Annotated in this window: 25 protein-coding genes; 13 read left to right on the forward strand and 12 right to left on the reverse strand. The window is 54.6% G+C overall.

Annotation, left to right across the window (positions count from 1 at the left end):
• Positions 1-83: 83 nt before the first annotated feature.
• Positions 84-1,118 (forward strand): ParB/Srx family N-terminal domain-containing protein, encoded by a 1,035-nt coding sequence (locus tag CHU32_RS11805; protein WP_103675719.1) that lies wholly within the window; start codon positions 84-86, stop codon positions 1,116-1,118.
• A 55-nt stretch (positions 1,119-1,173) separates the two neighbouring features.
• Here CHU32_RS11805 and CHU32_RS11810 read toward each other — a convergent pair whose 3' ends face one another.
• Complete coding sequence (locus tag CHU32_RS11810; protein ID WP_103675720.1) at positions 1,174-1,959, reverse strand: NAD(P)H-dependent oxidoreductase; 786 nt, start codon at positions 1,957-1,959, stop codon at positions 1,174-1,176.
• An 87-nt stretch (positions 1,960-2,046) separates the two neighbouring features.
• Here CHU32_RS11810 and CHU32_RS11815 point away from each other — a divergent pair, with 87 nt between their 5' ends.
• Positions 2,047-2,943: a LysR family transcriptional regulator gene (locus CHU32_RS11815; protein WP_103675721.1), complete on the forward strand. Its 897-nt coding sequence runs from the start codon at positions 2,047-2,049 to the stop codon at positions 2,941-2,943.
• Positions 2,944-2,995: 52 nt separating this feature from the next.
• Positions 2,996-4,216, forward strand: coding sequence for a TerD family protein (locus CHU32_RS11820; protein ID WP_103675722.1), 1,221 nt, complete (start codon positions 2,996-2,998; stop codon positions 4,214-4,216).
• Between the two features lie 123 nt (positions 4,217-4,339).
• Here the strand turns inward: CHU32_RS11820 and CHU32_RS11825 are convergent, their stop codons facing one another.
• The 3 genes from CHU32_RS11825 to CHU32_RS11835 all read right to left on the reverse strand — a co-directional run bounded on the left by CHU32_RS11825 (position 4,340) and on the right by CHU32_RS11835 (position 7,050).
• The gene (locus CHU32_RS11825) at positions 4,340-5,167 is read right to left on the reverse strand and encodes an ABC transporter permease (protein WP_103675723.1); all 828 of its coding nucleotides are present in this window, start codon (positions 5,165-5,167) and stop codon (positions 4,340-4,342) included.
• A gap of 11 nt (positions 5,168-5,178) precedes the next feature.
• A complete protein-coding gene (locus tag CHU32_RS11830) occupies positions 5,179-6,015 on the reverse strand; it encodes an ATP-binding cassette domain-containing protein (RefSeq protein WP_103675724.1) in 837 nt (278 codons plus the stop codon).
• 102 nt (positions 6,016-6,117) lie between these two features.
• On the reverse strand, positions 6,118-7,050 hold the full coding sequence (locus CHU32_RS11835) for a LysR substrate-binding domain-containing protein (RefSeq protein WP_103675725.1): 933 nt from the start codon (positions 7,048-7,050) through the stop codon (positions 6,118-6,120).
• A gap of 105 nt (positions 7,051-7,155) precedes the next feature.
• On the opposite strand from CHU32_RS11835, the gene betC reads away from it, so the two are divergent.
• The 5 genes from betC to CHU32_RS11865 all read left to right on the forward strand — a co-directional run bounded on the left by betC (position 7,156) and on the right by CHU32_RS11865 (position 13,041).
• Complete coding sequence (betC, locus tag CHU32_RS11840) at positions 7,156-8,700, forward strand: choline-sulfatase (protein WP_103675726.1); 1,545 nt, start codon at positions 7,156-7,158, stop codon at positions 8,698-8,700.
• On the forward strand, positions 8,697-9,647 hold the full coding sequence (gene choX, locus CHU32_RS11845) for a choline ABC transporter substrate-binding protein (RefSeq protein ID WP_245880214.1): 951 nt from the start codon (positions 8,697-8,699) through the stop codon (positions 9,645-9,647). Before betC ends, choX begins: the two co-directional genes overlap by 4 nt.
• 805 nt (positions 9,648-10,452) lie before the next feature.
• On the forward strand, positions 10,453-10,923 hold the full coding sequence (locus CHU32_RS11855) for a MarR family winged helix-turn-helix transcriptional regulator (protein ID WP_103675729.1): 471 nt from the start codon (positions 10,453-10,455) through the stop codon (positions 10,921-10,923).
• On the forward strand, positions 10,920-11,987 hold the full coding sequence (locus CHU32_RS11860; protein WP_103675730.1) for an HlyD family secretion protein: 1,068 nt from the start codon (positions 10,920-10,922) through the stop codon (positions 11,985-11,987). Before CHU32_RS11855 ends, CHU32_RS11860 begins: the two co-directional genes overlap by 4 nt.
• The gene (locus CHU32_RS11865; RefSeq protein ID WP_103675731.1) at positions 11,977-13,041 is read left to right on the forward strand and encodes a DUF2955 domain-containing protein; all 1,065 of its coding nucleotides are present in this window, start codon (positions 11,977-11,979) and stop codon (positions 13,039-13,041) included. The genes CHU32_RS11860 and CHU32_RS11865 overlap by 11 nt, the downstream gene beginning before the upstream one ends.
• On the opposite strand, the gene CHU32_RS11870 is transcribed toward CHU32_RS11865, so the two are convergent.
• Positions 13,038-13,907, reverse strand: coding sequence for an SdiA-regulated domain-containing protein (locus CHU32_RS11870; protein ID WP_103675732.1), 870 nt, complete (start codon positions 13,905-13,907; stop codon positions 13,038-13,040). The genes CHU32_RS11865 and CHU32_RS11870 overlap by 4 nt on opposite strands.
• A 158-nt stretch (positions 13,908-14,065) precedes the next feature.
• Between CHU32_RS11870 and CHU32_RS11875 the strand changes: the two genes are divergently transcribed.
• Both CHU32_RS11875 and CHU32_RS28245 read left to right on the forward strand, forming a co-directional pair.
• On the forward strand, positions 14,066-14,530 hold the full coding sequence (locus CHU32_RS11875) for a hypothetical protein (protein ID WP_176691644.1): 465 nt from the start codon (positions 14,066-14,068) through the stop codon (positions 14,528-14,530).
• A gap of 58 nt (positions 14,531-14,588) precedes the next feature.
• Complete coding sequence (locus CHU32_RS28245; protein ID WP_176691641.1) at positions 14,589-14,759, forward strand: hypothetical protein; 171 nt, start codon at positions 14,589-14,591, stop codon at positions 14,757-14,759.
• On the opposite strand, the gene CHU32_RS11880 is transcribed toward CHU32_RS28245, so the two are convergent.
• The 5 genes from CHU32_RS11880 to CHU32_RS11900 all read right to left on the reverse strand — a co-directional run bounded on the left by CHU32_RS11880 (position 14,756) and on the right by CHU32_RS11900 (position 18,681).
• Positions 14,756-15,007, reverse strand: a complete 252-nt coding sequence (locus CHU32_RS11880; protein WP_103675733.1) for a putative Se/S carrier protein — start codon at positions 15,005-15,007, stop codon at positions 14,756-14,758. The genes CHU32_RS28245 and CHU32_RS11880 overlap by 4 nt on opposite strands.
• The gene (yjiL, locus tag CHU32_RS11885; protein ID WP_103675734.1) at positions 15,004-15,771 is read right to left on the reverse strand and encodes a putative 2-hydroxyacyl-CoA dehydratase activator YjiL; all 768 of its coding nucleotides are present in this window, start codon (positions 15,769-15,771) and stop codon (positions 15,004-15,006) included. The genes CHU32_RS11880 and yjiL overlap by 4 nt, the downstream gene beginning before the upstream one ends.
• A gap of 9 nt (positions 15,772-15,780) precedes the next feature.
• Entirely contained in the window at positions 15,781-16,932 is a 1,152-nt protein-coding gene (locus tag CHU32_RS11890) for a double-cubane-cluster-containing anaerobic reductase (protein WP_103675735.1), read from the reverse strand.
• Positions 16,933-17,151: 219 nt separating this feature from the next.
• A complete protein-coding gene (locus CHU32_RS11895; protein WP_103675736.1) occupies positions 17,152-17,391 on the reverse strand; it encodes a DUF2164 domain-containing protein in 240 nt (79 codons plus the stop codon).
• Between the two features lie 9 nt (positions 17,392-17,400).
• On the reverse strand, positions 17,401-18,681 hold the full coding sequence (locus tag CHU32_RS11900) for a DUF445 domain-containing protein (RefSeq protein ID WP_103675779.1): 1,281 nt from the start codon (positions 18,679-18,681) through the stop codon (positions 17,401-17,403).
• Positions 18,682-19,288: 607 nt separating this feature from the next.
• Here CHU32_RS11900 and CHU32_RS11905 point away from each other — a divergent pair.
• Positions 19,289-20,662, forward strand: a complete 1,374-nt coding sequence (locus CHU32_RS11905; protein ID WP_103675737.1) for an NAD-dependent succinate-semialdehyde dehydrogenase — start codon at positions 19,289-19,291, stop codon at positions 20,660-20,662.
• 286 nt (positions 20,663-20,948) lie between these two features.
• The gene (locus CHU32_RS11910) at positions 20,949-21,407 is read left to right on the forward strand and encodes an RICIN domain-containing protein (protein ID WP_103675738.1); all 459 of its coding nucleotides are present in this window, start codon (positions 20,949-20,951) and stop codon (positions 21,405-21,407) included.
• 48 nt (positions 21,408-21,455) lie between these two features.
• Here the strand turns inward: CHU32_RS11910 and CHU32_RS11915 are convergent, their stop codons facing one another.
• A complete protein-coding gene (locus tag CHU32_RS11915; RefSeq protein WP_103675739.1) occupies positions 21,456-22,868 on the reverse strand; it encodes an aminotransferase-like domain-containing protein in 1,413 nt (470 codons plus the stop codon).
• Between the two features lie 176 nt (positions 22,869-23,044).
• Between CHU32_RS11915 and CHU32_RS11920 the strand changes: the two genes are divergently transcribed.
• Complete coding sequence (locus tag CHU32_RS11920; protein WP_103675740.1) at positions 23,045-23,209, forward strand: DUF1127 domain-containing protein; 165 nt, start codon at positions 23,045-23,047, stop codon at positions 23,207-23,209.
• Positions 23,210-23,289: 80 nt separating this feature from the next.
• Here CHU32_RS11920 and CHU32_RS11925 read toward each other — a convergent pair whose 3' ends face one another.
• Positions 23,290-26,553 carry a type I restriction endonuclease subunit R gene (locus CHU32_RS11925; RefSeq protein WP_103675741.1) on the reverse strand — a complete coding sequence of 1,088 codons (3,264 nt, stop codon included), beginning with the start codon at positions 26,551-26,553 and terminating at the stop codon, positions 23,290-23,292.
• Positions 26,554-26,637: the final 84 nt, after the last annotated feature.

Below are 26,637 nucleotides of genomic sequence, written 5' to 3' on the forward strand. Positions count from 1 at the left end.
TGTTGGTAGCTTTATTATTACCTTACGGGATGGTTCTATTTCCACGATGATTATTTGATAAATTTCTCTTACCGGAATTCCCTATGCCTGACTACTGGTGGAAAGACTACCTCGATCGTAACGACCGCTGGCAGGGCCTTGAGCTGATCATCCGTGACAGCGAAAATGCGCATACCCTGCAAATGCTGAGTGGCCATCATCAGCGAATGGCGCTCCAGGTGCGCGGCGAGACGCTGTTCTGGGCGACGGTGCTGAAAGACTATTCCGGCGTCTGGCTGGTGTTTAACGCCGATCACCCGGACCAGCAAGACCTGCTGCCGCCCGTCACTTCTCAGGATATCGAAGCCATTCTCCGTAAAGGTGGCGTGAGCTGGACCAGCGAATGGTGCCGCTATTTTGCCCGTCAGTTAATGGAATCGTCTTCGCCGTTGCTCCCCGCAGGTCGCTGGTTGATGCGCCCGATGGCGCAGGTCAAAGATCGTGCGCCGTACTCGCTAAAAAAGCCCTTTACCCCGGAGAACTGGCATTTTCACTCGCCTGCCAGCGCGGACAAGATGGGCTGCGACTGGATGCTTTACGCTGAGGACATGGCCGATCTCACCCGTCCGGAAAAAGTGAAAATGGTGGACTGGTGGTGGGGCGGCAATTTACTGCTGGGCCGTTACGCGGTGGATACCAATGCCGGGCGGCTGAAGTGGTGGCGCAAAAAATGCCGCGAGGGGCAACTTCCGCCCGTCCTCGTCTGGTATATCGCCGGGCTGGCGTCCTTTGTGATCCTCGACGGGCACTATCGGTTTCAGGGAGCAAGGGAAGAGGGTATCCCGCCCGACTTCCTGGTGATCAGCGAGCTTAACGAACAGGTTTTTACCCCGGACCCTGAGAAGCAGGCGCGAATACTGCGTTCGCTGGAGCATCAGCAGCGCAAGAAACCCGGATTCAATATTGATTCCATGAATCAGACGCTGATTAATCTCTACGACAATCGCTATTTGCACGCCGCCACCAGCAGCCGCGCGGTGCTGGGCGATGGCGAAGGCTGGAGGCAGGACGTAAGCGAATATCTGCGGCGGCACCAGCTTGAGGACTATCTGGAGAAGATCCTTAAACGGGAGGAGTGAATGCCCTGTCAGCCAGGCTTTCCTGAGCTGGCAGAGCACCGGGAACAACGGCGTATTACGCCCGCTTATGCTGATGGATCGCCAGTCCCGATTCACCCGCCGCCAGCCCTTCCCGCAGCGTCAGATCCGGGATCAGATAATCCCCGCCGTTCTGCTTGCGGTACGGCAGCGGCGCGGTATGCCATAAGTTATCCAGCCGCTGCGTTAACTGCCGGGTCAGCTCCCCAAAGCGCGCCTGATCCATTTTTCCGCAGCGGTACACCACCAGCGGTGGCAATACCTCAAATCCCGGATAGTGCAGCATGCCGTGCTGAATGGGGAAGAGGATATCGTCAATCGCGCCGTTGATGCCGCGCGGGCTGTAGTGCGATTCCCAGCCGCCGGTGGTGACGATCAGCATCGCGCGTTTACCGGCCATCGTGCCTTCGCCGTAGCGATCGCCCCAGTGACGATCGTTATGCTCGCCGACGCCGTAGGCAAAGCCGTAAGCGTAGACCCGATCGAACCAGCCTTTGAGGATCGCGGGCATCGAAAACCACCAGAGCGGGAACTGGAAGATGACCGTGTCAGCCCAGCGTAATTTCTCCTGCTCGCGGGCGATGTCTTCGCGCTGCATGCCGTTTTCAAAGGCGTATTTTGAATCCAGCGACGGATCAAAACGATCGCCCTGAACCGGCGCGAGGCTGTCTGCCGGATCGAGCTGCGATTTCCACTGCATCGCATAGAGATCGGACACCTGTACCTGATGCCCGGCCTGCTGTAGATGCGCGACCGCCACGTCTTTCAGCGATCCATTCAGCGAGCGCGGTTCCGGATGGGCATACACAATAAGAACATTCATAAGGGTTACCTGTCATAAGAAAGTCGCTGCATAGTAGGTCGCTGGTCGCTATAGTAGAAATTAATTACTGATATTACAGGTATAGTAATGATTAATTTTCGCAACCTGGATCTGAATTTGCTGCTGACGCTGGACGTGTTGCTGACCGAGCACAACGTGACCCGTGCAGCGCGGCGGCTGAATTTGTCACAGCCTTCAGTCAGCGTACAACTGGCGCGGCTGCGGGATACTTTTGCCGATCCGCTGTTGTTGCCCGGCCCGCGTGGCATGCAGCCCACCGCCAGAGCCGAAGCGTTGCGTGAGCCGCTGCGGCAGGCGCTGGAGGCGCTGGAAAGTGCCATTGCGCCCGCTCAGGCGTTCGACCCGGCACAGGCAGTCAATACCTGGCGTATTGTCGCCACCGATTACATGGCCTCGGCCATCATTTTGCCTGCCCTAAATGAACTGCGTACCGTTGCGCCCGGCACCCGGCTGGCGGTGCTGGAACTGCGACCGGATCAGATCGTCCGTCAGGCGGAGCAGCAGGAGGTCGATCTGGTTTTTCATACTCGCGAAGGTGCGCCGCTGTCGCTGCACCAGCGGCATCTTTTTACCGAACGTTATGTGCTGGCCGGACGGGCCGATCATCCGGGCCTGAAACGGCCGCCGACCCTGGCACAGTTCTGCCAGATGGAGCACGTCATCGTCTCCCCGGACGGCGGCGGGTTTCATGCGGCGACCGATGTGGCGCTGGCAAACAAAGGATTGTCGCGCCGGGTGGTGCTGTCGGTACCGCATTTTTTAGTCATGCTGGAGACACTGGCGCGCTCCGATATGGTGGCAATGCTGCCTGAACGTCTGGTAAAACAGGCGCGCATGCTGAAAATTGTTGAGCCGCCGCTGGAAATTGCCGGGTTTGAGATGATGATGTTGTGGCATGAGCGTGTGCATCGCGATCCAGGGCATATCTGGCTGCGACAGCACATTGTCGATTCCCTCCATTAAGCGGCTGTGGTAAACCGGGGGATGAATTCACCGCAACGGAAAGGATGACTTAATGAATCAGGCATTACAACCTGGCCAGAACACGGCATTATCTCAGGCGCGCGGGCAGGTGCGCGTGAGCCATACCGCGAGCGCGGATCTCGACGTCAACCTGACGGCCTTCCTGGTCACCGCCTCCGGCAAAGTGATCAACGATAATGACATGGTCTTTTTCAATGCACCGCAGCATGCGTCAGGGGCCGCGACCTTTGTGGCACCTGCTGCCAGCGGCACCACCTTAAGCCACTGCATCGATTTTGACCTCTCACGTTTGCCCGCAGAGATCGTCAAAATTGCCGTGACCTTGACCCAGGACGGTAGCGCAGGCGGGTTTGCCAGCGTCAGGGATTTGCAGGCGCAAATTGTGGCGGGCAGCCAGACGCTTGAGCTGACGGCTGGCGCTTTCAGTGCGGAAACCGGCATCATCGTGCTGGAGTTATACGTGCGCAACGGCGAAAACAAAGCCCGTGCGGTGTGGCAGGGGTTTAACTCCGGGCTTGAAGGGCTGTGTAATCTGTACGGCATTGAGGTGGAAGCGCCAGCACCGGCCACGCCGCCAGTCAGCCTGAAAAAAGTCACCCTCACCAAACCTGATGCCCACCATAAAGTGTCGCTGATCAAAGGATCGGCCGCGCCGAAAAGCATCCGCGTCAGCGCCACCTGGATTGACAATGGCGATGGCGAAGATAATGACGATCTCGACCTGCGGATCGGCATCCTGCGCCCGGATGGTCAGATGTCACTGGTTTGTGCCCCGGATAATCCTGGTGCGTTTGACGCTTATCCGTGGATACGCCACAGTGGCGATGTGGTCGCGGCCAGCGCCTCGGCACCGGCAACCGAAACGGTAGAAATTAACCCGGCGATCTCACGTCTGATGGGCGGGAAAGTGGCTATCGTGTGCAGTGTGTACTCTGCGGTCAGCAACGGTGCGGTGTCGGTGGCGTCTTTACAGCCGACCATGCGTATGGAGTACGGCGAACAGGTGGTGGACTGCGCATATGATTTCAATAACGGTGAGGATGACGAAGGGATTTACACTTACGTAATTGGCCTGATCGAGATTGACGAAGACAGTATCGTCCTGCGTCCGGCGGGCGTCACCTCGGAAGAAGGCAGTGAAGACACGCCGTGGCTGACCCGCAAGGGCGACAATGTGGTGCTGACGATGGATGGTCCGTGGGTGTTCAAAGGGAAACCCGCCAGCAGTAAAAAGGGTAAACGCTACGTCTGAAGCCGCCTTGCAAATCGTAACCCCTGCGGTTGCGCGGGACTGCCGCAGGGTTACAGGCTTTTGAGCCGCGAGACGACTCGGAATGGTCACACGATCGGCGAAAGGAGCGGCCTTGCGCGCTCCTTAATGCTGGCGGCGGGCGAGGCTGGCAGAGAGCCGGTCGAGCAGGATCGCCATCAGCACCACCACGATCCCGCTTTGCAGGCCGGGGCCAATATCCAGTTGCTGAATACTGCTGAGAATATCGTTCCCCAGCCCGCCTGCGCCGACCATTGAGGCGATGATCACCATCGACATTGCCATCATGATGGTCTGGTTTACGCCGGCCATGATCGCCGGCTGCGCAGCGGGGAGCTGGACTTTCCACAGAAGCTGTCGCGGCGTACAGCCAAACGCCAGCCCGGCTTCAAGGCGCGCGGCGTTGACCTGGCGAATGCCGAGGTCGGTCAGTCTGACCACCGGCGGCATGGAAAACAGGACTGTCGCAAAAATGCCGGGCGGGCGTCCCAGCCCGAACAGGATCGTCGCCGGGATCAGATAAACAAACGCGGGCATGGTTTGCATAAAATCGAGCAGGGTACGTACCACGCTGCCCACCGCCGCGCGCCGTGCGCTCCAGATGCCGAGCGGGATGCCAAGCAGCAGGCTGAAAAAGGTGGATGAGAGGGTGAGGGCCAGCGTGACCGCCGCGTGATCGCTATAGCCGCTGTAGATGATGTACAGCATCGCCAGCAGCGCAAAAATCGCAAAGCCTTTGCCAATGCGCCAGAGCCCCAGCGCCACCGTCAGCACCACCAGTCCCCACGGGTTAAGCCAGTTGATCACCGTCTCCAGTCCACCGGCAAAACCGTCAATCACCGCCGCAAGGCCGTCAAAAAAGCCGCCTGCATGGGTCAGCAGCGCCTGAATGCCGTGGTCGATCTCACGGCTGAAATCTAAGGGATAAGCCATCGCGTCCTCTTTTAATGCGTGGGCCAGACATCGGCGTAGTTTTCCGCCAGTTGCCAGCGGGAAACGTCAACGCCTGCGAAGAAATGGCGCACGTAGGGCGTGGCGGGGGCGTTGATCAGCGCCTCCGGCGAGCCAACCTGCACAAGCTGGCCTTTCTCCATAATGGCGATGCGCGAGCCAAGGCGCAGCGCTTCTTCCATATCGTGAGTGACGAATACCACCGTGCGCTGATGCTCAGCCTGCAGGTTCAGTAGCAGGGACTGCATCTCGCGACGGATAATCGGGTCCAGCGCTGAAAACGCTTCGTCCATCAGCAGTACGGACGGATTGACGACCAGCGCCCGGGCGAGTCCCACGCGCTGCTGCATGCCGCCGGAAAGCTGGTGCGGATGCTGGTCGGCAACGGCGGCGAGACCGACTTTCTCCAGCATGAGGCGGGCGCGCTGGTGGCGCTCCGCTTTCTCCACGCCAGCGACTTCCAGCCCGAAGGCAACGTTGTCCAGCACCGTGCGCTCGTCAAACAGAGCGAAAGACTGAAACACCATGCCGATATGCTGACGGCGCAGGGCGATCAGCCGGGCCGGGGTTAGTGATGTCAGCGACTGCTGTTCAAAAAACACGTCACCCTCTTCAGGCGGGATCAGATGGTTAAGGGTGCGCAGGAGCGTTGATTTGCCCGAGCCGGATAAACCGACAATCACGAAAATCTCGCCGGGATAAATTTCCAGATTAATGTTGTCCAGCGCCTGCACCCTGGCTTTTGCCTGCTGGCGTGAAAAAAAGGAGCCGGGTGCCGACGTTGAATAGTATTTATTCACATGGCGCAGTTCAATTATTGGTTTTGGCATATTGCAATCACATATTTAACGGGAGCAAACCTACCCTACCTTAAAATAAGTATCCGGGGTAAAGCGTTTTACAGTTTTTTAATAGTCTTTTTATTGCTTAGGTTATATCAATTTCGGCAAAGCGATGTCGGAATAGTGAAAATTCCAGGCTTCATCCAGCAGCCACGATTTCACTTTTTGCTGCTGTGGTGATAAAGGTTTGCTGGCCGATGAAATTAAAAAATAGCCGCGTTCGCTGCGCATTTCCGGGCCGCAGATAAATAACTGGCGGCTGGCGATTAGCGGGGCGATCAGTGGTCGCCAGCCCAGCGCAATCCCCTGGCCTTCCAGCGCGGCCTGGATCACCAGCGAGTAGGCGTTGAAGGTACGTGAGGCGGTGACATTGCTGGCCTGTAACCGCTGCTGGCGGAACCAGTCTTCCCAGGTCAGCCAGCGCTGCGGACGGGTCTCCGGCAGCTTCAGCAGCGGGAAGCCGAGCAGCGACGCTGGCGCGGGATTATCGCCGAGCTGCTGCATAATCTGTTGATTACACACCGGGACGACGTGCTCCGGAAACAGGCGCTGGCTCTGGGTTCCCGGCCAGTGACCGCCGCCAAAACAGATGGTGAGCGGGGCGTTGCTGTCGCGAAAATTGTAGTCGTTGGGCGAGGTCGAAACCTGTACCTCGACGCCGGGGATCAGCGCCTGGATGGCGTTGAGGCGAGGCATCAGCCAGTAGCTGGCGAAGCCCATGTCGGTGTCGATGCGCAGCACGCTGCGCTGATAGCGGGTGCGCTCCAGCTGTTCGCTGATCTCATTCAGGCTGCTGCGCACGATGTGATACAGGCTGTTACCCGCCTCGGTAAGCTGCACGCCACGGTGACGGCGCTCAAACAGCGGCGCATCTAACTGACTTTCCAGTAACTGAATACGCTGGCTGACCGCCGGTTGCGAAAGACCCAATTCATTGCCAGCAGCGGTAAAATTACCGTGGCGCGCCGCTGCTTCAAATACGACTAAAACCTGTAACGGAGGGAGCTGTAATTTTCCAGCCATAAATACACCTTATGCCACGATAATAAAATAATGACTTCACAGCGCGAAAATCGCGTGCGATAAAAATAACACGGTTACAGAATTAATTTTATCTTTGGCGGAACGATGCTTATAAATAAACCGAATATCGTTATTCTTATGGCGGATCAGTTAACGGCGAGTGCGTTAAAAGCGTATGGAAATAATGTCAGTCTGACACCCAATATTGATAAATTAGCACGGGAAGGCGTGGTCTTTGAATCGGCCTACTGCAACAGTCCGCTGTGCGCACCCTCGCGTGCGTCGCTAATGACCGGGCAGTTTATTTCGCGTAACGCGGTTTACGATAATGCTGCCGAGTTTCATGCCGATTCTCCGACATTTTGCCATTACCTGCGCGAGCAGGGCTATCGCACCTGGCTGTCCGGCAAAATGCACTTTTGCGGTCCGGATCAGCTCCACGGTTTTGACGAGCGTCTGACCACCGATATCTACCCGGCGGATTTTGGCTGGACGCCGGACTGGCAGCATCCTGAGCGTCGTCTCGACTGGTATCACAACATGAGTTCGGTGCTGGAAGCCGGTGAGTGTGTACGCACCAACCAGCTTGATTTTGATGATGAAGCGCTGTTCCTCGCGCGCCAGCGGTTATACGACGCCGCCCGCCGCCCCGACGAACAGCCGTTCCTGCTGCATCTGTCGCTGACCCATCCGCACGATCCGTTTGCGATCCCCAAACGTTATCTGGATCGGATCAGCGACGCGGAGGTCGATCTGCCGCAGATCGGTGCGCAGGATGTCGACGACGATCCGCACTCGGCAAGACTGCGCGCGATGTATCAACTGGAGGACGGGCTATTGACCGACGAGCATATTCGCCGGGCGCGTCACGCCTATTATGGCGCGCTGGCCTACGTGGACGACTGTTTTGGCGAGATCCTCAGCACCCTCGAAGAGACCGGGCTGGCGGAGAATACGGTGGTATTCGTGATTGCCGATCATGGTGAAATGCTCGGCGAACGCGGCCTGTGGTACAAGATGTCGTTTTTCGAGAACGCCGTGCGTGTGCCGTTAATCGTGCATAACCCGCATCTTTTTGCCCCGCGTCGGGTGGCAAAGAGCGTGTCGCTGGTGGATTTATTGCCCACCTTCGTTGAGCTGGCGAGCGGGGAAGATCGCCGCGCCAGCGCGGTTGCGCCGCTTGACGGGCACAGCCTCGTGCCGCATCTGCGCGGAGAGCCTGGCCCGGACGGTGCCTGCGTTGAGTATCTGGCGGAAGGCGCAATTGGCCCGCAAGTGATGCTCCGCCGCGGGCCGTGGAAATATATTTTCGCCTGGCATGAAGCGCCACAATTGTTCAATTTATCGGACGATCCGCATGAGCGGCGTAATCTCGCCGCCGATCCGCAGTATTACGATATTGCTCAGGTATTTGCTGAGGACGTCGCCTCGCGCTGGGATCTGCCGCAACTGAATCAGGATGTACTCGCCAGCCAGCAAAAGCGGCTGTTTTTGACCCGCGTGGCGGGCCGGGATGCGATCCCGCAGTGGGATTTTCAGCCCCATAAGCCAGCGACGCAGCGCTTTATTCGTAACCATCAGACGCTGGATGAGCAGGAGGCTTTTGCCCGCTATCCGCGTCCCATTAAAAATAGCGTCGGAGAGCAATGATGAAAGCAAAAAACCTGACTCCTTTACTGTTGCTGGCAACGGCGGCGGTATCGCCCTTCACCGCGTCGGCCGCTGAAGCGGATCGCTGCGCGGTGGTGAACCAGTCCGATCCGGGCTGGACCGATATTGCGGCCACTAACGCGCTTTCTGGCGTGGTGCTGAATGCGCTGGGGTATCAGCAGAAGGTACAAAATCTGTCGGTGGCGCTGGCCTTTCAGGGGCTGAAGTCCGGCCAGCTGGATGTCTTTCTCGGCAACTGGATGCCCGCGCAGGAGCCGGTGATCGGTAAATTTAATCCGGGGCAGGATATTAAAGTGGTGGGCGCAAACCTGCCCGCCGCGAAGTTTACCCTCGCGGTGCCGAAATACGTTTCTGACGCAGGGGTGAAGGATTTCGCCGATTTGCAAAAATACGCTGATAAATTCGGGCATAAGATTTACGGCATCGCGCCGGGGGCACCGGCGAATCAGAATATTAAAAAGATGCTCGATAAGCATGATTTCGGGCTGGAGAAGTGGAGCCTGGTGGAGTCGAGCGAGAGCGGGATGCTGGCGCAGGTGAGTCGTGCGGTGAGTCGTAAAGCGTGGATCGTGTTTCTCGGCTGGGAGCCGCACGCCATGAATACCCGTTTCCCGCTGACCTATCTGAGCGGTGGTGACAGCTGGTTTGGCCCCAATTACGGCAGCGCAACGGTGAATACCGTGACGCGTAAGGATTTCGCCAGCGACTGCCCGAATCTCAACCGCTTTTTCAGCCAGCTGAAGTTTGACGTGGCGATTGAGAACGCGGTCATTACCCGTGTGCTGGATGATAAACAGGATGTGAACGAAGCCGCGCGCGCCGAGCTGGCGAAGCGGCCTGAACTGCTGGGGCAGTGGCTGAACGGCGTAACCAGCCGCGACGGCCAGCCAGCCGAACCGGCGGTGAAAAAGGCGCTGGGGCTGTAAAGGTGTTTTGTCTGGCGTAGTGCCGGGTACCCCCCTCACCCCAGCCCTCTCCCTGAGGGAGAGGGAGCAGTCTGCAGACAACGGGAGTTATAGCCATTGACAGTGGCCGCGAGAGGTTTTTTCCTGCCAGCCGGAGCCAGAGGTATGGGCTTTCTCTCTCTCCCTGAGGGAGAGGGAGCAGTCTGCAGACACCGGTAGCTATTGCCATTGACAGTGGCCGCGAGAGGTTTTTTCCTGCCAGCCGGAGCCAGAGGTATGGGCTTTCTCCCTCTCCCTGAGGGAGAGGGAGCAGTCTGCAGACAACGGGAGTTATTGCCGTCAACAGCGGCCGCGAGAAGTTTTCGTCCCGACGGCCAAAGCCGGAAACGTAGATTTTCTCCTGTCTGCGGGAAGCGTGGTTTTGACCCGACTACCGGAGCCAGAGGTATGGGCTTTCTCCCCCTCCCATCGGGAGAGGGAGCAGACTTTAGACAACGGGAGTCATTGCCATCGACAGTGACGACGAGAGGTTTTTTCCTGCCAGCCGGAGCCAGAGGTATAGGTTTTCTCCCTCTCCCTGAGGGAGAGGGCCGGGGTGAGGGGGAGCGTTGCAGGCGGTGTCAGCGTACAGGAAGTTACCGCCCCCGAAGTTGAAAATTATCCACTCTGTAGGCCCGGTAAGCGCAGCGCCACCGGGCATCGCGGTCGCGACCTGGCATCGTTCTCCGGCTTCTCTCCTTTTCGCAATCCATGCGCTTAACCTCTTCGTTTCTTGATACTTACTCTGATAAGTATTAATTTATCCTGCGCAACGAGAGGGGACACAATGACCGAAGACGAACTGTTCGCCCGCCGTCCGCTGGGAATGCGAATGGCCATGGTGGTGCGCCAGTGGCGCTCTGTCATCGACAGGGCGGTGCTCGATACCGGCCTGACCCAGTCAAGCTGGACTGTCCTTATGCAACTGCATCAACTGGGCAATAACGTTTCGATCACTGAACTGGCGGAAGTGCAGGGCATCGAACTGCCGCCGCTGATGCGTACCCTCACGCTGCTGGAAAAACAGGGCTATCTGCTGCGTAAGACATCGCCTTACGATAAGCGGATACGCCTGCTGGTGCTGACGCCTGACGGAGAAGCGGTACTGGAAAAACTGACTCAGGTTATTGAACAGTTTCAGGAACGCGTTACGCACGATATTCCCGCGCCGGACAGAGACATGTTCAACGCGACATTAAATCAAATCGCCTGCAATTTGCGGTCTATCCGCGAAGAAGATAACAAGACAAAACCATAATGACCCCTGAACAAAAATTTGCCCGCTGGGTAAGGGTGAGTATTGCCTCTTTCCTGCTGATGTTCATCTACTTTATCGTGGCGGATATCTGGATACCGCTGACGCCGGACTCAACGGTGATGCGCGTCGTGACGCCGGTTTCCGCGCGTGTTTCCGGCTATGTGGCAGCGGTACACGTGCGCAACAATAGCCCGGTGAAGAAAGGCGACCTGCTCTACGAACTGGACCCGACGCCGTTTCGTAATCGTGTTGACGCTGCGCAAATTGCCCTGCATCAGGCTCAGTTGACCAATCAGCAGCTCGACGCGCAGATTGCCGCCGCGCGGGCAAACCTGAAAACAGCGCAGCTGACCGCTCGCAACGACGCGGTGACATTCCAGCGCTACCAGCGGCTAAGCGCCAGCCAGAACGTGTCGCAGCAGGAGCTGGATAAAGCGCGTACCACCTGGCAGAGCAGCGAACAGTCGGTGACGTCACTTAACGCCACGCTTCATCAACTGGCGATTGAGCGCGGCGAGCGTGACGACAATCGTAACGTGACTCTGCAGAAATACCGTAACGCGCTGGAGGAGGCGCAGCTTAACTTGCGCTGGACTCAAATTCGTGCGGAGGATAACGGCACGGTAAGTAATCTCCAGCTCAGTCCCGGTCTTTACGCCGCCGCAGGGACGCCGTTGCTGGCGTTAGTAAGTGCTCACACAGATATCGTGGCGGATTTCCGTGAAAAAAGCCTGCGCCATACCCGCCCTGGCACCGATGCGGCGGTGGTGTTCGATGCCATGCCAGGTAAAGTCTTCGCCGCCCACGTCACCAGCAGCGACGCCGGTATCCTCGCCGGGCAGGAAGCGGTTAACGGTCAGCTTTCCCAGCCAGAACAGTCGAACCGCTGGGTGCGTGACGCGCAGCGGATGCGCATCCATGTGGCGCTGGATGAACCACTGGCGCAGCCGTTGCCGACCGGCGCGCGAGCCACCGTCCAGCTCTACAATAGCGAAGGCCCGTTTGCCCATTTCTTTTCCGGGCTGCAAATTCATCTGGTGAGCCTGCTGCACTATGTCTATTAACACCCTGGCGCGCGTGTTTACGCCACATGACAACATTACCTTCACGGCTAATGATTTTCGTCAGACCCTGCGCATCGTGGTCGCGGGCACACTGGCGCTCAGTGTCTCAACTTTTTATAACGTGCAGTACGGCGTCTTTTTCGTGGTCTATCCGATCATGCTGCTGTCGCTGGTGCCAGTATTTAACCGCCATGTGGCGAAGCAGTTTATCTTCAGCGCGGTGCTGAACGGTATTGAAATGGTGTTGATTATCGGCTTTTTATCGCGCTGGCCGGTCATCATGACGCTGGTGGTTTTCGCGCTGTACGTCATGCGTTTTCGCTTTATGAGCCAGGGCCCGCTGTTTCTGTTCGGCTCTATGGGCGTGGTTTGCCAAAGCGTGATGCTCAACTTTATGAGCTATCCCACCAACGACTGGCACACCTTAATGTTTTCCAACGTTGAAGCCAGCATCATGGCGGTGTGCCTGAGCGCGCTGATGAACTATCTCATCCCGGACGTGGAGCCGCGCGGCCGCCCGCCGCTGATTGAGAAAGATGCAGCGCGGGTGCGCCATGAATCGCTACTCTCCGGCACGGTGGCCACCATCATCTTCGTGATTTTTCAGATAAGCGATCTCAGTGACTCGCTGTCGGCACTGATGGCCGGAATACTCATCCTGTTCCCGATGAACTATCGCGGCGCGGTAATGAGCTCGCTATGGCGTGTAGTGGGTGTGGTACTGGCCTGCCTCTATATTCTGGCGGTGCAACTGCTGCTTTACGATCACAGCAGTCATATGTTGCTGATGATGCCCCTGATTGGCCTCGGGCTGGCGTTTAGCGCACGTCTGCATGTAATGGAAAAGGTCGGCGCGGGCGTTGGTTTTTCCAGCATCACCACCATCGGTATTATGTTTGGTCAGAATTTGCATCCGGAGCAGGATCTGGTCTTTAGCGATCTGTATCGCGTAACGTCTGTCACCGTCGCGCTGGTGGCGACGCTGACGATGGTCTTTCTGGTCCATTTAATTCTTAACCGTTTCGCCGCCACCCGCTATATCATTGCCGATTAGCGCGGCGGCGCTTTGCTAAAGTGGTAAAACAGATTTGGTTCGCCAACAATAAACAGGTTGCCAGCACCATCGCGGGCGATCCCTTCCGCCTGTTTGATATCGTGGCTCAGCCCGTTCTCACCCTCTCGTAATGCTATTTCGCCGAGAACATCGCCGGACAGCGTCACTTCCTGAAGGTTTTTCGACTCATGAGATAAAACTAATAGCGAATTATTTTCGGCGTTAAAATCGGCACCAGAGATATCTTTGACGTCCAGTTCGCGCGAAAGGTGTTTATCATCAGAGATTTGCAGATCGTTGTTTTCCAGCAGGCCCTCAATACGATAAATGGCGACCGGCTTTTTCTCATTAAAGAAGTAAAACACGCGGTCAACTGGCGAATACGCCAGCCCTTCAAAGCCGGTATTGGTCGGCGTTTTTTGTAGCGCAAGCTGAAGCTTTTTCACCACCGAAACGTGCGATTGATCGTCGAGGTTAATGACATAAATGGAATAGTCTTTTTCATCCGTGATGACAAAAGTATCGTTAGTCACATACTCAATAGTTTCAACATCCTGAACAAAATCAAGGGGAATGGTGCGCAGGGCGTCACCCTGCTTGCTCAATTCGACAATAGCCGGTGGACGATTAATGGTGCTGAATAACGTATCGCTTTTTGCCGACCAGGTGAGGGAGGAAATATTCTCGCTCACGCCGTTAATTTTTTTGCCATCAAGAATGACGTGATAATCACGTAGCGACGAAGCACTATTCGCGTTTTTGTCTGGATAAAACTGACTGTTAATACAAAACAGCGCAATAAGCGTCACGAAAAGGAGAGTGAGCACTTTTTTTGAATGTTTTTTAAGGAGTGCGATCCCACGCATAGCGTCTCCACGGGCGGTTAAGAATAATTATGGTGGGTCATTATACGCAGCAATCTTAAACGATGCTTAATTCCTGAAAAATTATTGTCCGGCTCTGAAAGTGCAAAGCACGCAAGGTCCCTGATTGATCGCTTCTGTGCTAAAAAGAGGAAACGAGGATGGTACTCACTGTGCAGGAGAGCGTGATGTGGCAGACGCGGGCGCTGGAGTTAAATAATCGGGAGTTCTGGAACTGGATCAAAGCGTGTGAACGGGTGGCATGGGCTATCAATCACCAGTTCAATACCATTGTGGTCGGTCAGGTTGACCTGTTCGACCAGCTGGTTTCGCCTAAAGGCTATACTCCACATCAATACAACGATCGACTATCCAGTCAGCAACTGGCTCGCTGCGTTTATCTCAATCACCTCGCCCGCTACTGCCAGAAGCACGACCTGAAATTTTATCTTCAGGCAAAAGAGTTTAGTTTTCCTGCCGACCTGCTGGTGGCACACCCACAGCTGATCGATAAAGACGCGGGCGCGAGCTTCAATACCGATTTCTGGTGCCGTTATTTGAGCGACAAAATGACGCTGCTGTGTCAGCGAATGACGGCCATTTATGGGATGACACGTTGTTTATGACCTGCCTGTTTCGGGCGGATGGGTATCCTGCCGCCGGAGGTTGCGGAAAACGCACGCCATGCGTTTTCCGCGCTTTGTGAACGTATTGGTGCTGGAAGCCTCAAAAGGGACGATGGCTGGCCCCGATTTGCAATATTACTGTGATAGTGCGATGGCCCCCGTTCCCTGTGCCCAGGCGCTTATGATGCTTCTGCTGCTTGAGCTTCAGCAGACTGCTCCGCAACGCTAAGGCAGCGTAAAAGTCTGTAGCAACTGATACTGCCCGTCTGTACAGCGGTAGATGGCTTGCGTTAGGCCGGGAAGCACCCATTGCAGCACCTCATTTGCCGGGCAGTGCAAATAAACGCATAGCCCACAGCCGCCGCGCAACTGACGGGGAATATCCGCCACCCTGAAGGTGACTCCCGCCGCCTGCAGCGCCTTGCGGGTTCGGATCACACCTGGCGTGGAGTAAAATAAAAACAGATATTCTGTCATGCGGAATGTCTCTGCCGCTGGCCTATTAACGCCGCGCCGATTGCCCCCGCAAACTGGGCGTCAGAGTGAGTGTGTACTTGCATACCAAGTTGTTCCGCCAGCATCTGGCGGAAGGTAACGCAGCGGCTGACGCCACCGGTAAACAATAAAGGTCCCTGCGCCGGGAGGCGACTAATAAAGTTAGCGCTACGTCGGGCCATTGCATTAATGACCCCGGCCAGAATGGCCTGTGGGGCGACGCCTGCCGAGCGCAGGCTGATTACCTCAGATTCAGCAAATACGGTACACATACTGCTAACAGGATGCGGCGCAACCCCCTGCGTGATGTGATCCAGTTGCTCTACGCTTGCTCCCAGCGTACGTGAGATGACCTCCAGGAAGCGTCCGGTTCCCGCTGCACACTTATCGTTCATCAGAAAATCGGTGAGATTGCCGTTGTGGTCCAGTTGGATCACTTTACTGTCCTGGCCGCCGATGTCGATAATGATACGGGTGTCAGGAGCCAGAAGCCGCGCGCCCAGCCCATGACAGGAGATTTCCGTAACCTGTTTATCGGCATAATCCACCAGCTTGCGGCCATAACCGGTGACGGTCAAAAACGGAGGCGTTCCCAGCCCGGCCCGTAATGTTTCCCACGCCTCGTTTATCGCGTCAGCAGGACGAAACGGCGTCGGGCAGAGAAAACGGCGGCGGATGATGCCATCCTCCAGCAAAATACCTTTGGTGGTGGTGGAGCCAGAATCAATACCTATTGTCAGTGCCACGCAAACTCCCTACAACATTTCAATAAAGGCTGCAACGCGGGTGCTGAGCTGCCCGATATCTGAGGTCGAGTAGTCAGTTTCGATAGCGATATAAGGAATATTATGCTGTTGACGCACGTGCCGTTTAATCGCCATTGATTCAACGGCATAGGTATGACAAGCCTGTAAAATAACATCCACCACGCCATCCGCCTGATACTCTTCCACCATCTGACTGAGCAGGGCCAGGCGCTGGTCGTTAGGAGAAATACACGAACACCCAATAGCAAGGTATTTATCGGTCAGCGCTTCGTAGGGATCACCTGTTTCTGCTACGCACCGCTCCGTTGCCTTCGCGCCGGTGCAATTTTCGTAACCAACGACCCAGCCGCCGTTTTCCTCAATGGCGCGGACGACTTTCTCCGCCGCGCCGCCGATGGGGCAGCCAGTGATAAGAATGCGTGGCCGGGCCTCCAGCCGTTTACCTTCCTGCCATTCCTGACGTGTGCGCCCGGCCAGTCCGTCGAGTTCAGCAATGAGCGCGTCTTTGTCGAAGCGGAAGGTTGCGCCGTATACCACTTTCAGGATATCGCTGCCGCTGAGCGCCGGGGGATTAAGCTGTCCGAGGCGGTAAAAATTCGCCAGTGCGCGGCGCTCGCGATTTTTCAGCACAATAGCGCGCTGCAAAGCGTCTTCACTAATGGGAGTGCCGAACCGTGTTTCCACCACCTGTTGCAGACGTAAAATCTCCGCTTTCCACAGCGCACGGGATGCGGCATCGTTGGCGCTGTTGGGCAGTTGCATGACATGGACTGGCTTAAACTCAGCCATGTATTCGTACATTTTCTTTTTGCCGTCACAGGTGGTTTCCCCCACCACCAGATCAGAAAAATAGAAGTAGGGGCATTTGTCCGTTTTGCCAAAACCATAGCTGCTTTTAATCAGCGGACACAGATTGCGCGGCAGATCTTTTTCGGCTTCTTCAATCGTTTCATCGGAGGTAGAGCATAGCGACACGACGACTGCGCCTGCGGCCATCGGGATCTCCTGCGGCATAAAGGTACAGTAAGTACCCACCAGCGGAACACCGTGTTCTTTAAGATCCATGACGGTAAGGAAACCTTTCTGGCGGGCGTCGGAGAACTGGTCAAAAAGGGTGGGAAGTGCAGTAATAAGCGACATGATTTTCCTTCCCCGTTACACGGGAGAAAGTGGAATGATGGCGCATTATAAACCTGGTGTTAGTGTGTAAATATTGATCTCCTGCGGGACAACGGCTTATATACACGTCATCTTTCAAGGTGCAGGTGTGTTGGCTTTCCTCGCTCAACCCAGTTGCTTACTTGAATAAGCTCCTGGGGATTCGCTGCGTCGCCGCCTTCCTGCACTCAATTATTTTGTTTATAAAATTTTCTTCACGTCCATCTCTTCCTGAATACGATCGCTCCAGGCAATATGCGTGCGAATCGCTTCCTCAATGCCGGCGTTATAGAAGGCAGGACCCAGTTTCTCGATAATAAAATCAATAAAAAACTCGGCGTCGAACTGTTCAAGCTCGAGGTCAAAATGCGTGGCGCAATAACTCTCAAGCTCGCTACGCAGGCGATCGCGCTCCGCCGGGGACAAGGTAATATCAGCCATTCTTTTTCCTTAAAAAGGTGGCAACGTCAGCAGGGCAGGAAGCTGCGAGAGCAAATACAGCACCAGCCCGATAAACCCGCCCACCAGCGTGCCGTTAACGCGGATAAATTGCAGATCTTTGCCAATATTAAGCTCAATTTGCTGCGACATATCGCGTGCGTCCCAGCCTTTTACCGTGTCGCTGATATGCCGGGTCAGAAAGGTCGCAAACTCCGGAGCAACACGGACCACTGCCTGCTCCAGATGACCGTTAAGTGAGGTGCGCAGCGCATCATCGGCAATGAGCGTTTCACCAAACCATTGCCCGGCCTCGGCGATCCGTTTATGCACTCGCGAATCCTCACTGTGCATATCTTCTTTCAGCCAGGTGCGTAGATCTGACCATAACTCGCCCAGATAGCGGTTAAAAGCCTCATCATCCTTAATATAACGTTTAATATTTTCCGCTTTTGCCAGCATATCGGGATCGGTTTTCAGGCTGTCGATCAGCTTTAATGTGGCGCGATCGAACGCGCGACGGATCTGATGGGTACGATCCTGGTTGATATCATCGAGCATAGAGTTGACGGCGTCAGAAACCAGTTCCGCACTGTGCTCGCCCAGCCACTCGGTCGGTAATAGCTTCGCTTTACGTGGGTGCTCGGTTTTTAGCCAGTGGACGATTTGTCGGGCGATAAATTCCCGTGAGCTGTCACGCCCAAGCAGGGCGATCAGTTGATCAATAATGGCATCCAGCAAGCGCTGATGGCGGTTATTTTTGGTCATGCTTTCCAGCATCATGGCACTGGTTTGGGTCAGATCAACTTTATCAATCGCTTTATGCACCGCACGCTTCAACAAGCGCTGTATGCGCGTATCATCAGTCAGTTCCAGAAAACCGCTCATCACCTGAAGTAAATGTTGCCCGACTCGCCGCGCATTATCCGGCTGACTGAACCACACGCCGATCATCCTCGCCGGTTCATGACGACGGATCAACGTTACCAGCGACGCGGTATCAAGAAACTTCTCCTGCACAAACTGGCCGAGATTGTCGCCAATACGATCTTTATTGCGCGGAATGATCGCCGTATGCCGGGAAATAAACGGTATCGGCAGGTGATGGAACAGCGCCGAGACGGCGAACCAATCCGCCAGTGCGCCGACCATCGCGGCTTCCGCGATCGCCTTCACCCCGCTGACCCAAAAGTTAGGCGGTAAAAATAGCGTGGTGACAAAAGTCGCTGCGGCAATCAGCAGTAGCGAGAGCGCCAGACGCTTGGCACGTTTGAGTTCGGTAACTTTATCCATGGCGTTAAGCATATAACCTGACGGCAGGTTCGCAAAATGTTGGTGGCGGTGGATGTGAGACTTTGCGAGCAAGATTCCGTCGAATCGGCAATCATTACCCTTATACGTAATCTTCTTTCGTCTCTCTTCGCAAAGTCGGGAAAAGCGGGGGGTTGCCCGTATCGCGGGGGAGGAGAGTCGCGTCACTGTGTTTTACCCGGTGATGGAACGCCATGATAAAAATCACTACCTCTACACTCTGGAGTTTATGTTGAAACATATCCGTCAGAAGGGGCATTTTAGCGACCGACAGGAAGGGGTTATAGCAGGGCTGACACCTTGAAGCGTTACGCATCGCTCACACTATGCTGGCTAGTGGGCTGGATCGTGACACGGTGCTTAAAATCACCGGACTCTTCGCGGAAGAGCTTGTTACCGTAAATCATTAATCGCGCATGCTTGTCATTACCATACCTCCTTCTATAAGGCGGTATAACTATGATATGCCGTCTTCAGAAACCTCCGTTTTATCCGCCTTTTATCTGCATTACCCTCTGTTTTGACTACCCTTAATACTCTTCGCAGTATCTTTTACTGTCACCGCCCTGAGGTTAAGGAGACATGTATCATGGCCTATCAGACAATAAATCCTTTTACTAATCAACTTGTTAAAGAATACCCGGCGCACAGCAATGCCGATGTACAAGCCGCGCTGGAAAAAGCCGATGCGCTGTACCATTCTGACTGGGCGAAAGGCGATATTGACCAGCGCCTGCCGATCCTGCACAAGCTTGCCGATCTGCTGGATAAGCAAAATGAAGAACTGGCAAAGATTGCCAGCCGTGAGATGGGCAAGCTCATTGAACAGAGCCGCGCTGAGGTAACACTGTGCGCGCAAATTGCGCGGTATTACGCCGACCACGCTAAAGATTTCCTCGCTCCGGTGAAATATGACTCCAGCCTGGGTGAAGCATGGGTTGAACATCATCCCATTGGTGTGCTGATGGCTGTTGAACCGTGGAACTTCCCGTATTATCAATTAATGCGCGTGCTGGCCCCGAATCTGGCGGCAGGTAACCCGATTATCGTCAAACATGCGAGTATCGTACCGCATTGTGCGGAAACCTTCGAACATCTGGTGCGCGAGGCCGGAGCGCCCGAGGGAGCCTATACCAATCTATTTATTTCATCCGGGCAGGTTAGCGCGATTATTGATGATGACCGCGTACAGGGCGTGGCCCTTACCGGGTCAGAAAAAGCCGGTGCAGTCGTGGCCGCGCAGGCAGCGAAGAAGCTGAAAAAAGCTACGCTGGAGCTGGGGGGTAACGATGTTTTTGTCGTACTCGATGACAGCGACCTGCAAAAAGCAGTGCAGGTTGGCGTACAGGCGCGCCTGCAAAATGCCGGACAGGTTTGTACCGCAGCCAAACGCTTTATCATTCATGAGAAAGTAGCCGATGCTTTCCTTAGCCAATTTAGCGACGCGTTCCGCCAGGTGAAACTGGGCGATCCTCTGGATGAAAGCACGACACTCGGCCCGCTATCCTCAAAAGAGGCTCTCGAAACGCTAACCCGTCAGGTTGAAGAGGCAGTGAAAAACGGGGCCAAAGTTCACTTCGGTGGCAAACCAGTGGATCATAAAGGTAACTTCTTTGAGCCGACGATCCTGACCCATATCACGCGCGATAATCCGGCTTATTTTGAAGAGTTTTTCGGCCCCGTCGCTCAGGTATATGTGGTGAAAGATGACGATGAAATCGTGAAACTGGCTAACGATTCGCACTACGGTCTGGGCGGGGCGATCTTCAGTCAGAATATTGAACGGGCGAAACGGCTGGCGTCACGAATTGAAACCGGGATGGTCTATATTAATTCCCTGACCGATACGGCGGCAGAACTGCCGTTCGGCGGCGTTAAACGTTCCGGCTTCGGGCGCGAGCTGTCCGATTTGGGTATTAAAGAGTTTGTGAATCAAAAACTGGTGGTAGTGAGTCATCAGTAACTAAGCGTAACGCTCCCCCGAACAACGGGGGAGTTTTATTTTATTATTAGTCTTTACTGATAATGTCTTTACTCCACTTACGCTATAAATAGTAATACGATTGGATGATTTTATCTGGATATTTAAATTCGGCGAAGGAATTAGATCGCGATCACATTTTATTATTGAATCTTATCCCATTATTTATTCACGCCGCAGCGATAATAATATCCACGGCTTAATGATTTACCCATGGTTAATAACTTCAGATGCTATTTACTATCTGCAATAATACAAGGAGTTTGTCATGATTGGCTTTTTTAAATATGTTTCTTGCCCAAATATGGTTATCGGTATTTCAGATCAGCAGACGGGTTCTCAACTGGTATTAAAACCGATTAATTCAGAGCTAAGGAAAATTCTCTGGAATATGAATATGAAAACCGGCGAGATCGTCCTGGCCGCCAGTGATGATATGGTAATGGATACCAATGGTGGTTCAAGTATTACACTACAGCAGCGGAGTAAAGGTAAGCTGTCCCAACAATGGGATATCGCGACAACCCGCGGTTTTATTCGTAATAAACAATATACCACTCACGTTATTGATAGCAATAATCGCGGTACACATGACAACAACCCGGTGATCCTTTACCCTTATAATGGTTCAGAAGCCCAGCAGTGGAAATTTGTACCGATGGATGAAATGTCGGTAAATATCCTTGCTGAAGAGGTCATGGCAGAGGACGAACCGTCGCACGCCTGATTATTGAAATACAGGCTTCAATATATTATTGAAGCCTGTATATGTTATTTATTCCAGTGCAATACTCACTGCTTCACCCATCAGTCTCAGCGCCTCCTGGTTTTTATCGTTCAGCGGTAGCGCGCAGTTAATGCGCAGGCAGTTGCGATATTTCCCCGTCGCCGAAAATAGCGAACCCGGGGCGACCTGAATTTTCAGTCGGCAGAGCTGCTTTGCCACGCAAACCATATCAACCATTTCCGGTAATTCGATCCACAGCATAAAACTGCCCTGTGGACGAGTGACGCAGATGTCACAGGGAAAATACTGACGCACCCGGCAGGTCCAGTCTTCCATATTATGCTGATAAATCTGGCGCATTCGCCGCAGGTGACGGTGATAGTGCCCGTCGCGGATAAACGCCGCGACCGCCATTTGCATCGCGGGTACGCTGGTGCTGCTGGTGGCGTATTTCATATGTAGCACGCGGTCGCGATAGCGTCCCGGTACGATCCAGCCGACGTGCAGTCCCGGCGCGATGCTTTTGGTAAACGAACTGCACAGCAGCACCCGGCCATCGATATCCCAGGATTTAATGGTACGTGGGCGCGGATACTCGCGCGCCAGCTCGCCATAAATATCATCTTCGAAAATCACGATATCGTGACGCTGGGCAAGGGAGAGCACAGCGCGCTTGCGCGCATCCGGCATAATAAAACCTAACGGGTTGTTGCAGTTGGGCACGAGGATCACGCCCTTGATCGGCCACTGTTCCAGCGCCAGTTCCAGCGCTTCGATGCTGATACCCGTTTGCGGATCGGTCGGGATTTCTATCGCTTTAATATCAAAGCCGCGCAGCATCTGCATGGTGCCGTAATAACACGGCGACTCTACCGCCACAATATCGCCCGGCTTACAGACTGCCAGCAGGGCGATAGCGAGTGCGCTGTGACAGCCATTGGTTACCACAACGTCTTCCGCGACCACCACGGTTTCGCTGTCCAGCATGATGCGTGCGATCTGTTCGCGCAGATCCTTTCGGCCCGGCAGTTCATCGTAGCCCAGCACCGCACATGGATTATGTTGCACAAGACGGCTCAGCTCGCGCCACAGCGGTTTCAGAGTCGCCTGGCTGACATCCGGCGCACCACTACCAAAAGCGATCAGCGATTTGTCATGATGATCGGCCAGCAGCGTATTAACCTCATCCCACTGGGTGATTTCCACCGGGCGCTGTACCGGTGAACTCATCGCCGGTACCGGCGGCTGTGCCTTACGTGGCGCGACAAAATAGCCTGAGCGCGGTTGCGCAGCGATCAACTGAAGATTTTCCAGCGTCTGATACGCCTGCTGTACGGTGCTAATGCTGACCCCATGCTCCTGGCTCAGGGTACGTACTGACGGTAGCTTTTCCCCGTGGCGGTACAGACCCTGCTCAATCCGCTCCGCCAGTAAATTTGCCAGATATTGGTAACGCGTCATGCTGTATCCTTTTTTTCACCATACAGATTTAAAAACCAGTACAGATGAGGTCAATTAACGCCGTGCAGATCCTGTTTTACGCAATCTGTATGTTAAAGAAAAGTGTTTTTTGAATCTGTATTGCTACGGTCGATCTCCCGGAAAATAGCCTCACAGACACGGTGAGGAGACAGACGATGGAATTTCATGAGAACCGGGCTAAACGGCCTTTTGTCGGTTTGGTGATGATCTGGCAGGCGTTCAAACAGTGGCGTCGCCAGGCACAGGCGAAGAAGGTGTTGCAGAGAATGAGCGACGCCCAGCTACGGGATATGGGGCTCGAGCGGGATGATATCTGCTGAAGGGCCAGGCGGGATGGTATCCTGCCTGGCTGGTATGTGCTATGTGTGGCTGAGGTTAGCGCGGCGTCCACCACTAACGGTTATAAGGGACTACTCATCTGATGCTGCTTAAAATTTTCCGCCTGTGCCAGCACCCCCATATAAACATCATCGTTCGCCACCGGCGGGAACTTGTGTTTATGCAGCAGTAGAATGAGTTCAACTTTCAGCTTCGCCTTAATATCGTCGCGCTTGCTCCAGTCCGGATACTTCGAGGTGTTATCGACCACCGCCTTCATCTCTTTTGCCAGCGCCAGCATCTTGTCGTCCTCATAGGTGAACTGATATTTATCGCGCATATGCGCCAGAATGTCGTAAAAGGCTTTCTCTTCGATATCAATCCCCATCTCGGCATAAGTGCCCATTTCGGTTTTAATATCGTAGATAATATCGGTCATCTCCTGACTGAAATGATCGAACTCTTCACCGTTGAGCACGTCATCTTCCCGGCGCTCGTTATATTTATCCATAATCGACTGGAAACGACGGGTGAAGTTAATCCCCTGTAACTGGTTAACCTTTTTAAAGTCGCTGATGGCTTTTTCCAGCAGCTTTTGCAGTAGCTGGATTTTGGTGGCCGGCAGTTTGATCTTATTAATGCGCGCCAGATAATCGTCGTCGAAAATATCGATCGACTCCGCTTTCTTGTCGCCAAGGAAAAACAGCTCTTCCACGCCGTCAGCTTTTAGCGCTTCGGAGATCATCTCGCGCACGCGGGCATTCATTTGCGTGACGTCCGGCGCATCGCCTTTGGTCAGCTTGAAGACGATAGAGCGCACGGCAATATAAAAATGGATATGGTCGCGCTCGGCCTGCGAAAGCGCTTCGCTGCCGCAGCAAACGTCATAGGCCGCTTTCAGGCGCTTCACCAGCCCCATAAAGCGGCGTTCAAGCTTCTGGGTACGCATGACAAATTCTGCCGCGTTGTTCAGGCAGGCTAACTGCGCCTGCGGCTCGCTGCTGAAATAAGGGCGGCTGTCGAATTCATGGAACACCTGTGTGAGCAGATCGAGATGATTTTTCACCTCAATCACTGACTGTTGGATATCTTCAAAGTTAGTGGCATCAATGCGGGAATACATCGCCAGCGCCTGGTTCATCTGGCGCTTAATGCCGATATAGTCGACGACCAGCCCTTTGCTTTTGCCTTCCAGCTTGCGGTTGACGCGGGAGATGGTCTGGATCAGGTTATGCTTTTGCAGCGGCTTATCGATATAAATGGTGTCCAGCTCCGGCACGTCGAACCCGGTCAGCCACATGTCCACCACGATGGCGATTTTGAAATTCGACTTCGCATTTTTGAACTGTTTATCCAGCTCTTTGCGGTACTCTTTACTGCCCAGCAGATCGTACAGTTTGCCGTCGTCATCTTTGCCGCGCGTCATCACCATCTTGACCATTTCGGACAGCGGCAGCTCTTTTTGCTCTTGCTCCGTCAGCTCAACCCCATCCGGGGCCTGTTTCACCTCAAACCATGCCGGACGAAAGTCTTGCAACTGACGATAGAAATCCCAGGCAATCTCACGGCTGGCGCAGACAAACATCGCTTTGCCTTTCACCGTTGAGCCTTCGCTGACACGTTTTTCATAGTGCTTCGCAAAGTCTTCCGCCAGTGCCTCCAGGCGATCGTCATCGCCAAGAATGGCGTTCATGGTGGCGCTGGCTTTTTTACTCTCGTCGATTTGCCACTCGTTGGTGCCCGCATCAGCGCACTCTGCGTAGTACTTTTCCACCTCTTCCAGTTTACCGGCATCAAGGATGACCTTCGCCGCGCGGCCTTCGTAGACGATGCGCACGGTGATCTCATCCTGCACGGATTCGGTCATGGTGTAGCTGTCGATAATGTTGCCAAAGACTTCCATCGTGGCGTCGATAGGGGTGCCGGTAAAACCGACGTAGGTGGCCTGCGGCAGTGAGTCGTGCAGATATTTGGCGAAGCCGTAAGTTTTGCGTACCTTGCCGTTTTCTTTATCGACGATCACTTTCTGATCGAGGTTGACCTGGCTGCGGTGCGCTTCGTCGGAAATACAGATGATATTGCTGCGCCCGGAGAGCAGTTCGGTGTCTTCGGTAAATTTATGGATGGTGGTCAGGAAGACGCCGCCGCTGTTGCGACCGGCCAGTTTTTCCCGCAGATCGTCGCGGCTGGTGACGGGCACCACGGTCTCGTCGCCGATATAGTTTTTGGCATTGCACATTTGCGCTGAGAGCTGATCGTCCAGATCGGTGCGGTCGGTGATCAGCACGATCGTTGGGCTGGCGAATTCGACGCTTTTCATCAGCAGACGAGTTAAGAACTGCATGGTGTAACTCTTGCCGCAGCCGGTCGCACCAAAGTAGGTGCCGCCCTTGCCGTCGCCGAAAGGTTTACGCGCCCGTTCGATGCTGTAGTACAGCTTACGCGCCGCATAGTACTGCGGGTAGCGGCAGCAGATTTTTATTTCGTGTTTGGCTTTATCCGGGAAGCAGATAAAGTTTTTAATCACATCCAGCAGGCGGACCGGGTGAAACAGCCCCTGAATCATCGAGTGCAGGGAAGGGATGCCGTCCTGCTCGCGGTTTTCATTACCGGTGACTTTACGCCAGGAGTAGAAATATTCGTACGGTGCAAACAGGTTGCCCATGCGGTTATTGACGCCGTCGCTGATAATGCACAGCGCGTTATAGACAAACAGCTGCGGGATATCGCGACGATAGCGGGTGCAGAGCTGCTTATAGGCGTCGCCAATATTGGCTTCCTGCTCGCGCACCGCGCTTTTAAATTCGAATACCACTAACGGCAGGCCGTTGATATACAGAATGGCGTCCGGAATGCGTGGCTGGTTTTCTTTGCCGGTGATTTTCAACTGATTAACCACCTTCAGGCGGTTTAGCGGCTTGCAGATATACGGCGCGCTGGGTTCAGCGGCCTGTCGCAGCGGCACGTCGTCAGTATCAAAGAGTTCACGCAGCGCGGCGGGCAGGTGCCGGGTGTCGAGCAGTTCGATATAGAGATCTTTCTGCTGGCGATCGTCGCGTTTAAACAGGAAACCATTGGCCAGCCAGGCGCAGAAAGTTTTGTTGCTTTCGTAGAGATCGGAAGCGGGCAGGGTGGTGAACTGCTTGATCAGCCGCTGGATCTCTTCTTCGGTGATGCCGTCGACCTGATAGCGCGCGGCGAGGTAATGACGAAGATCGTCTTCGATAATGACCTGATCGAGACTGGAACGCGGTACATCATCGCCGATCAGGTGCTGATAGCCCTGATCCTGTAGCAGTTCGATTATCGCCTGTTCTAACTTCGCTTCACTGAATGAGAGATGCATATCTCGCTCCGGCCCTGGCTGAGTTTCTGGTAAGGGTTCCTGTAACAGAGAAAACCTTAACAGAAAGCCCCTGATTTTTCAGGG

The sequence above is a fragment of the Superficieibacter electus genome (assembly GCF_002915575.1).
Classification (GTDB): Bacteria; Pseudomonadota; Gammaproteobacteria; order Enterobacterales; family Enterobacteriaceae; genus Superficieibacter; species Superficieibacter electus.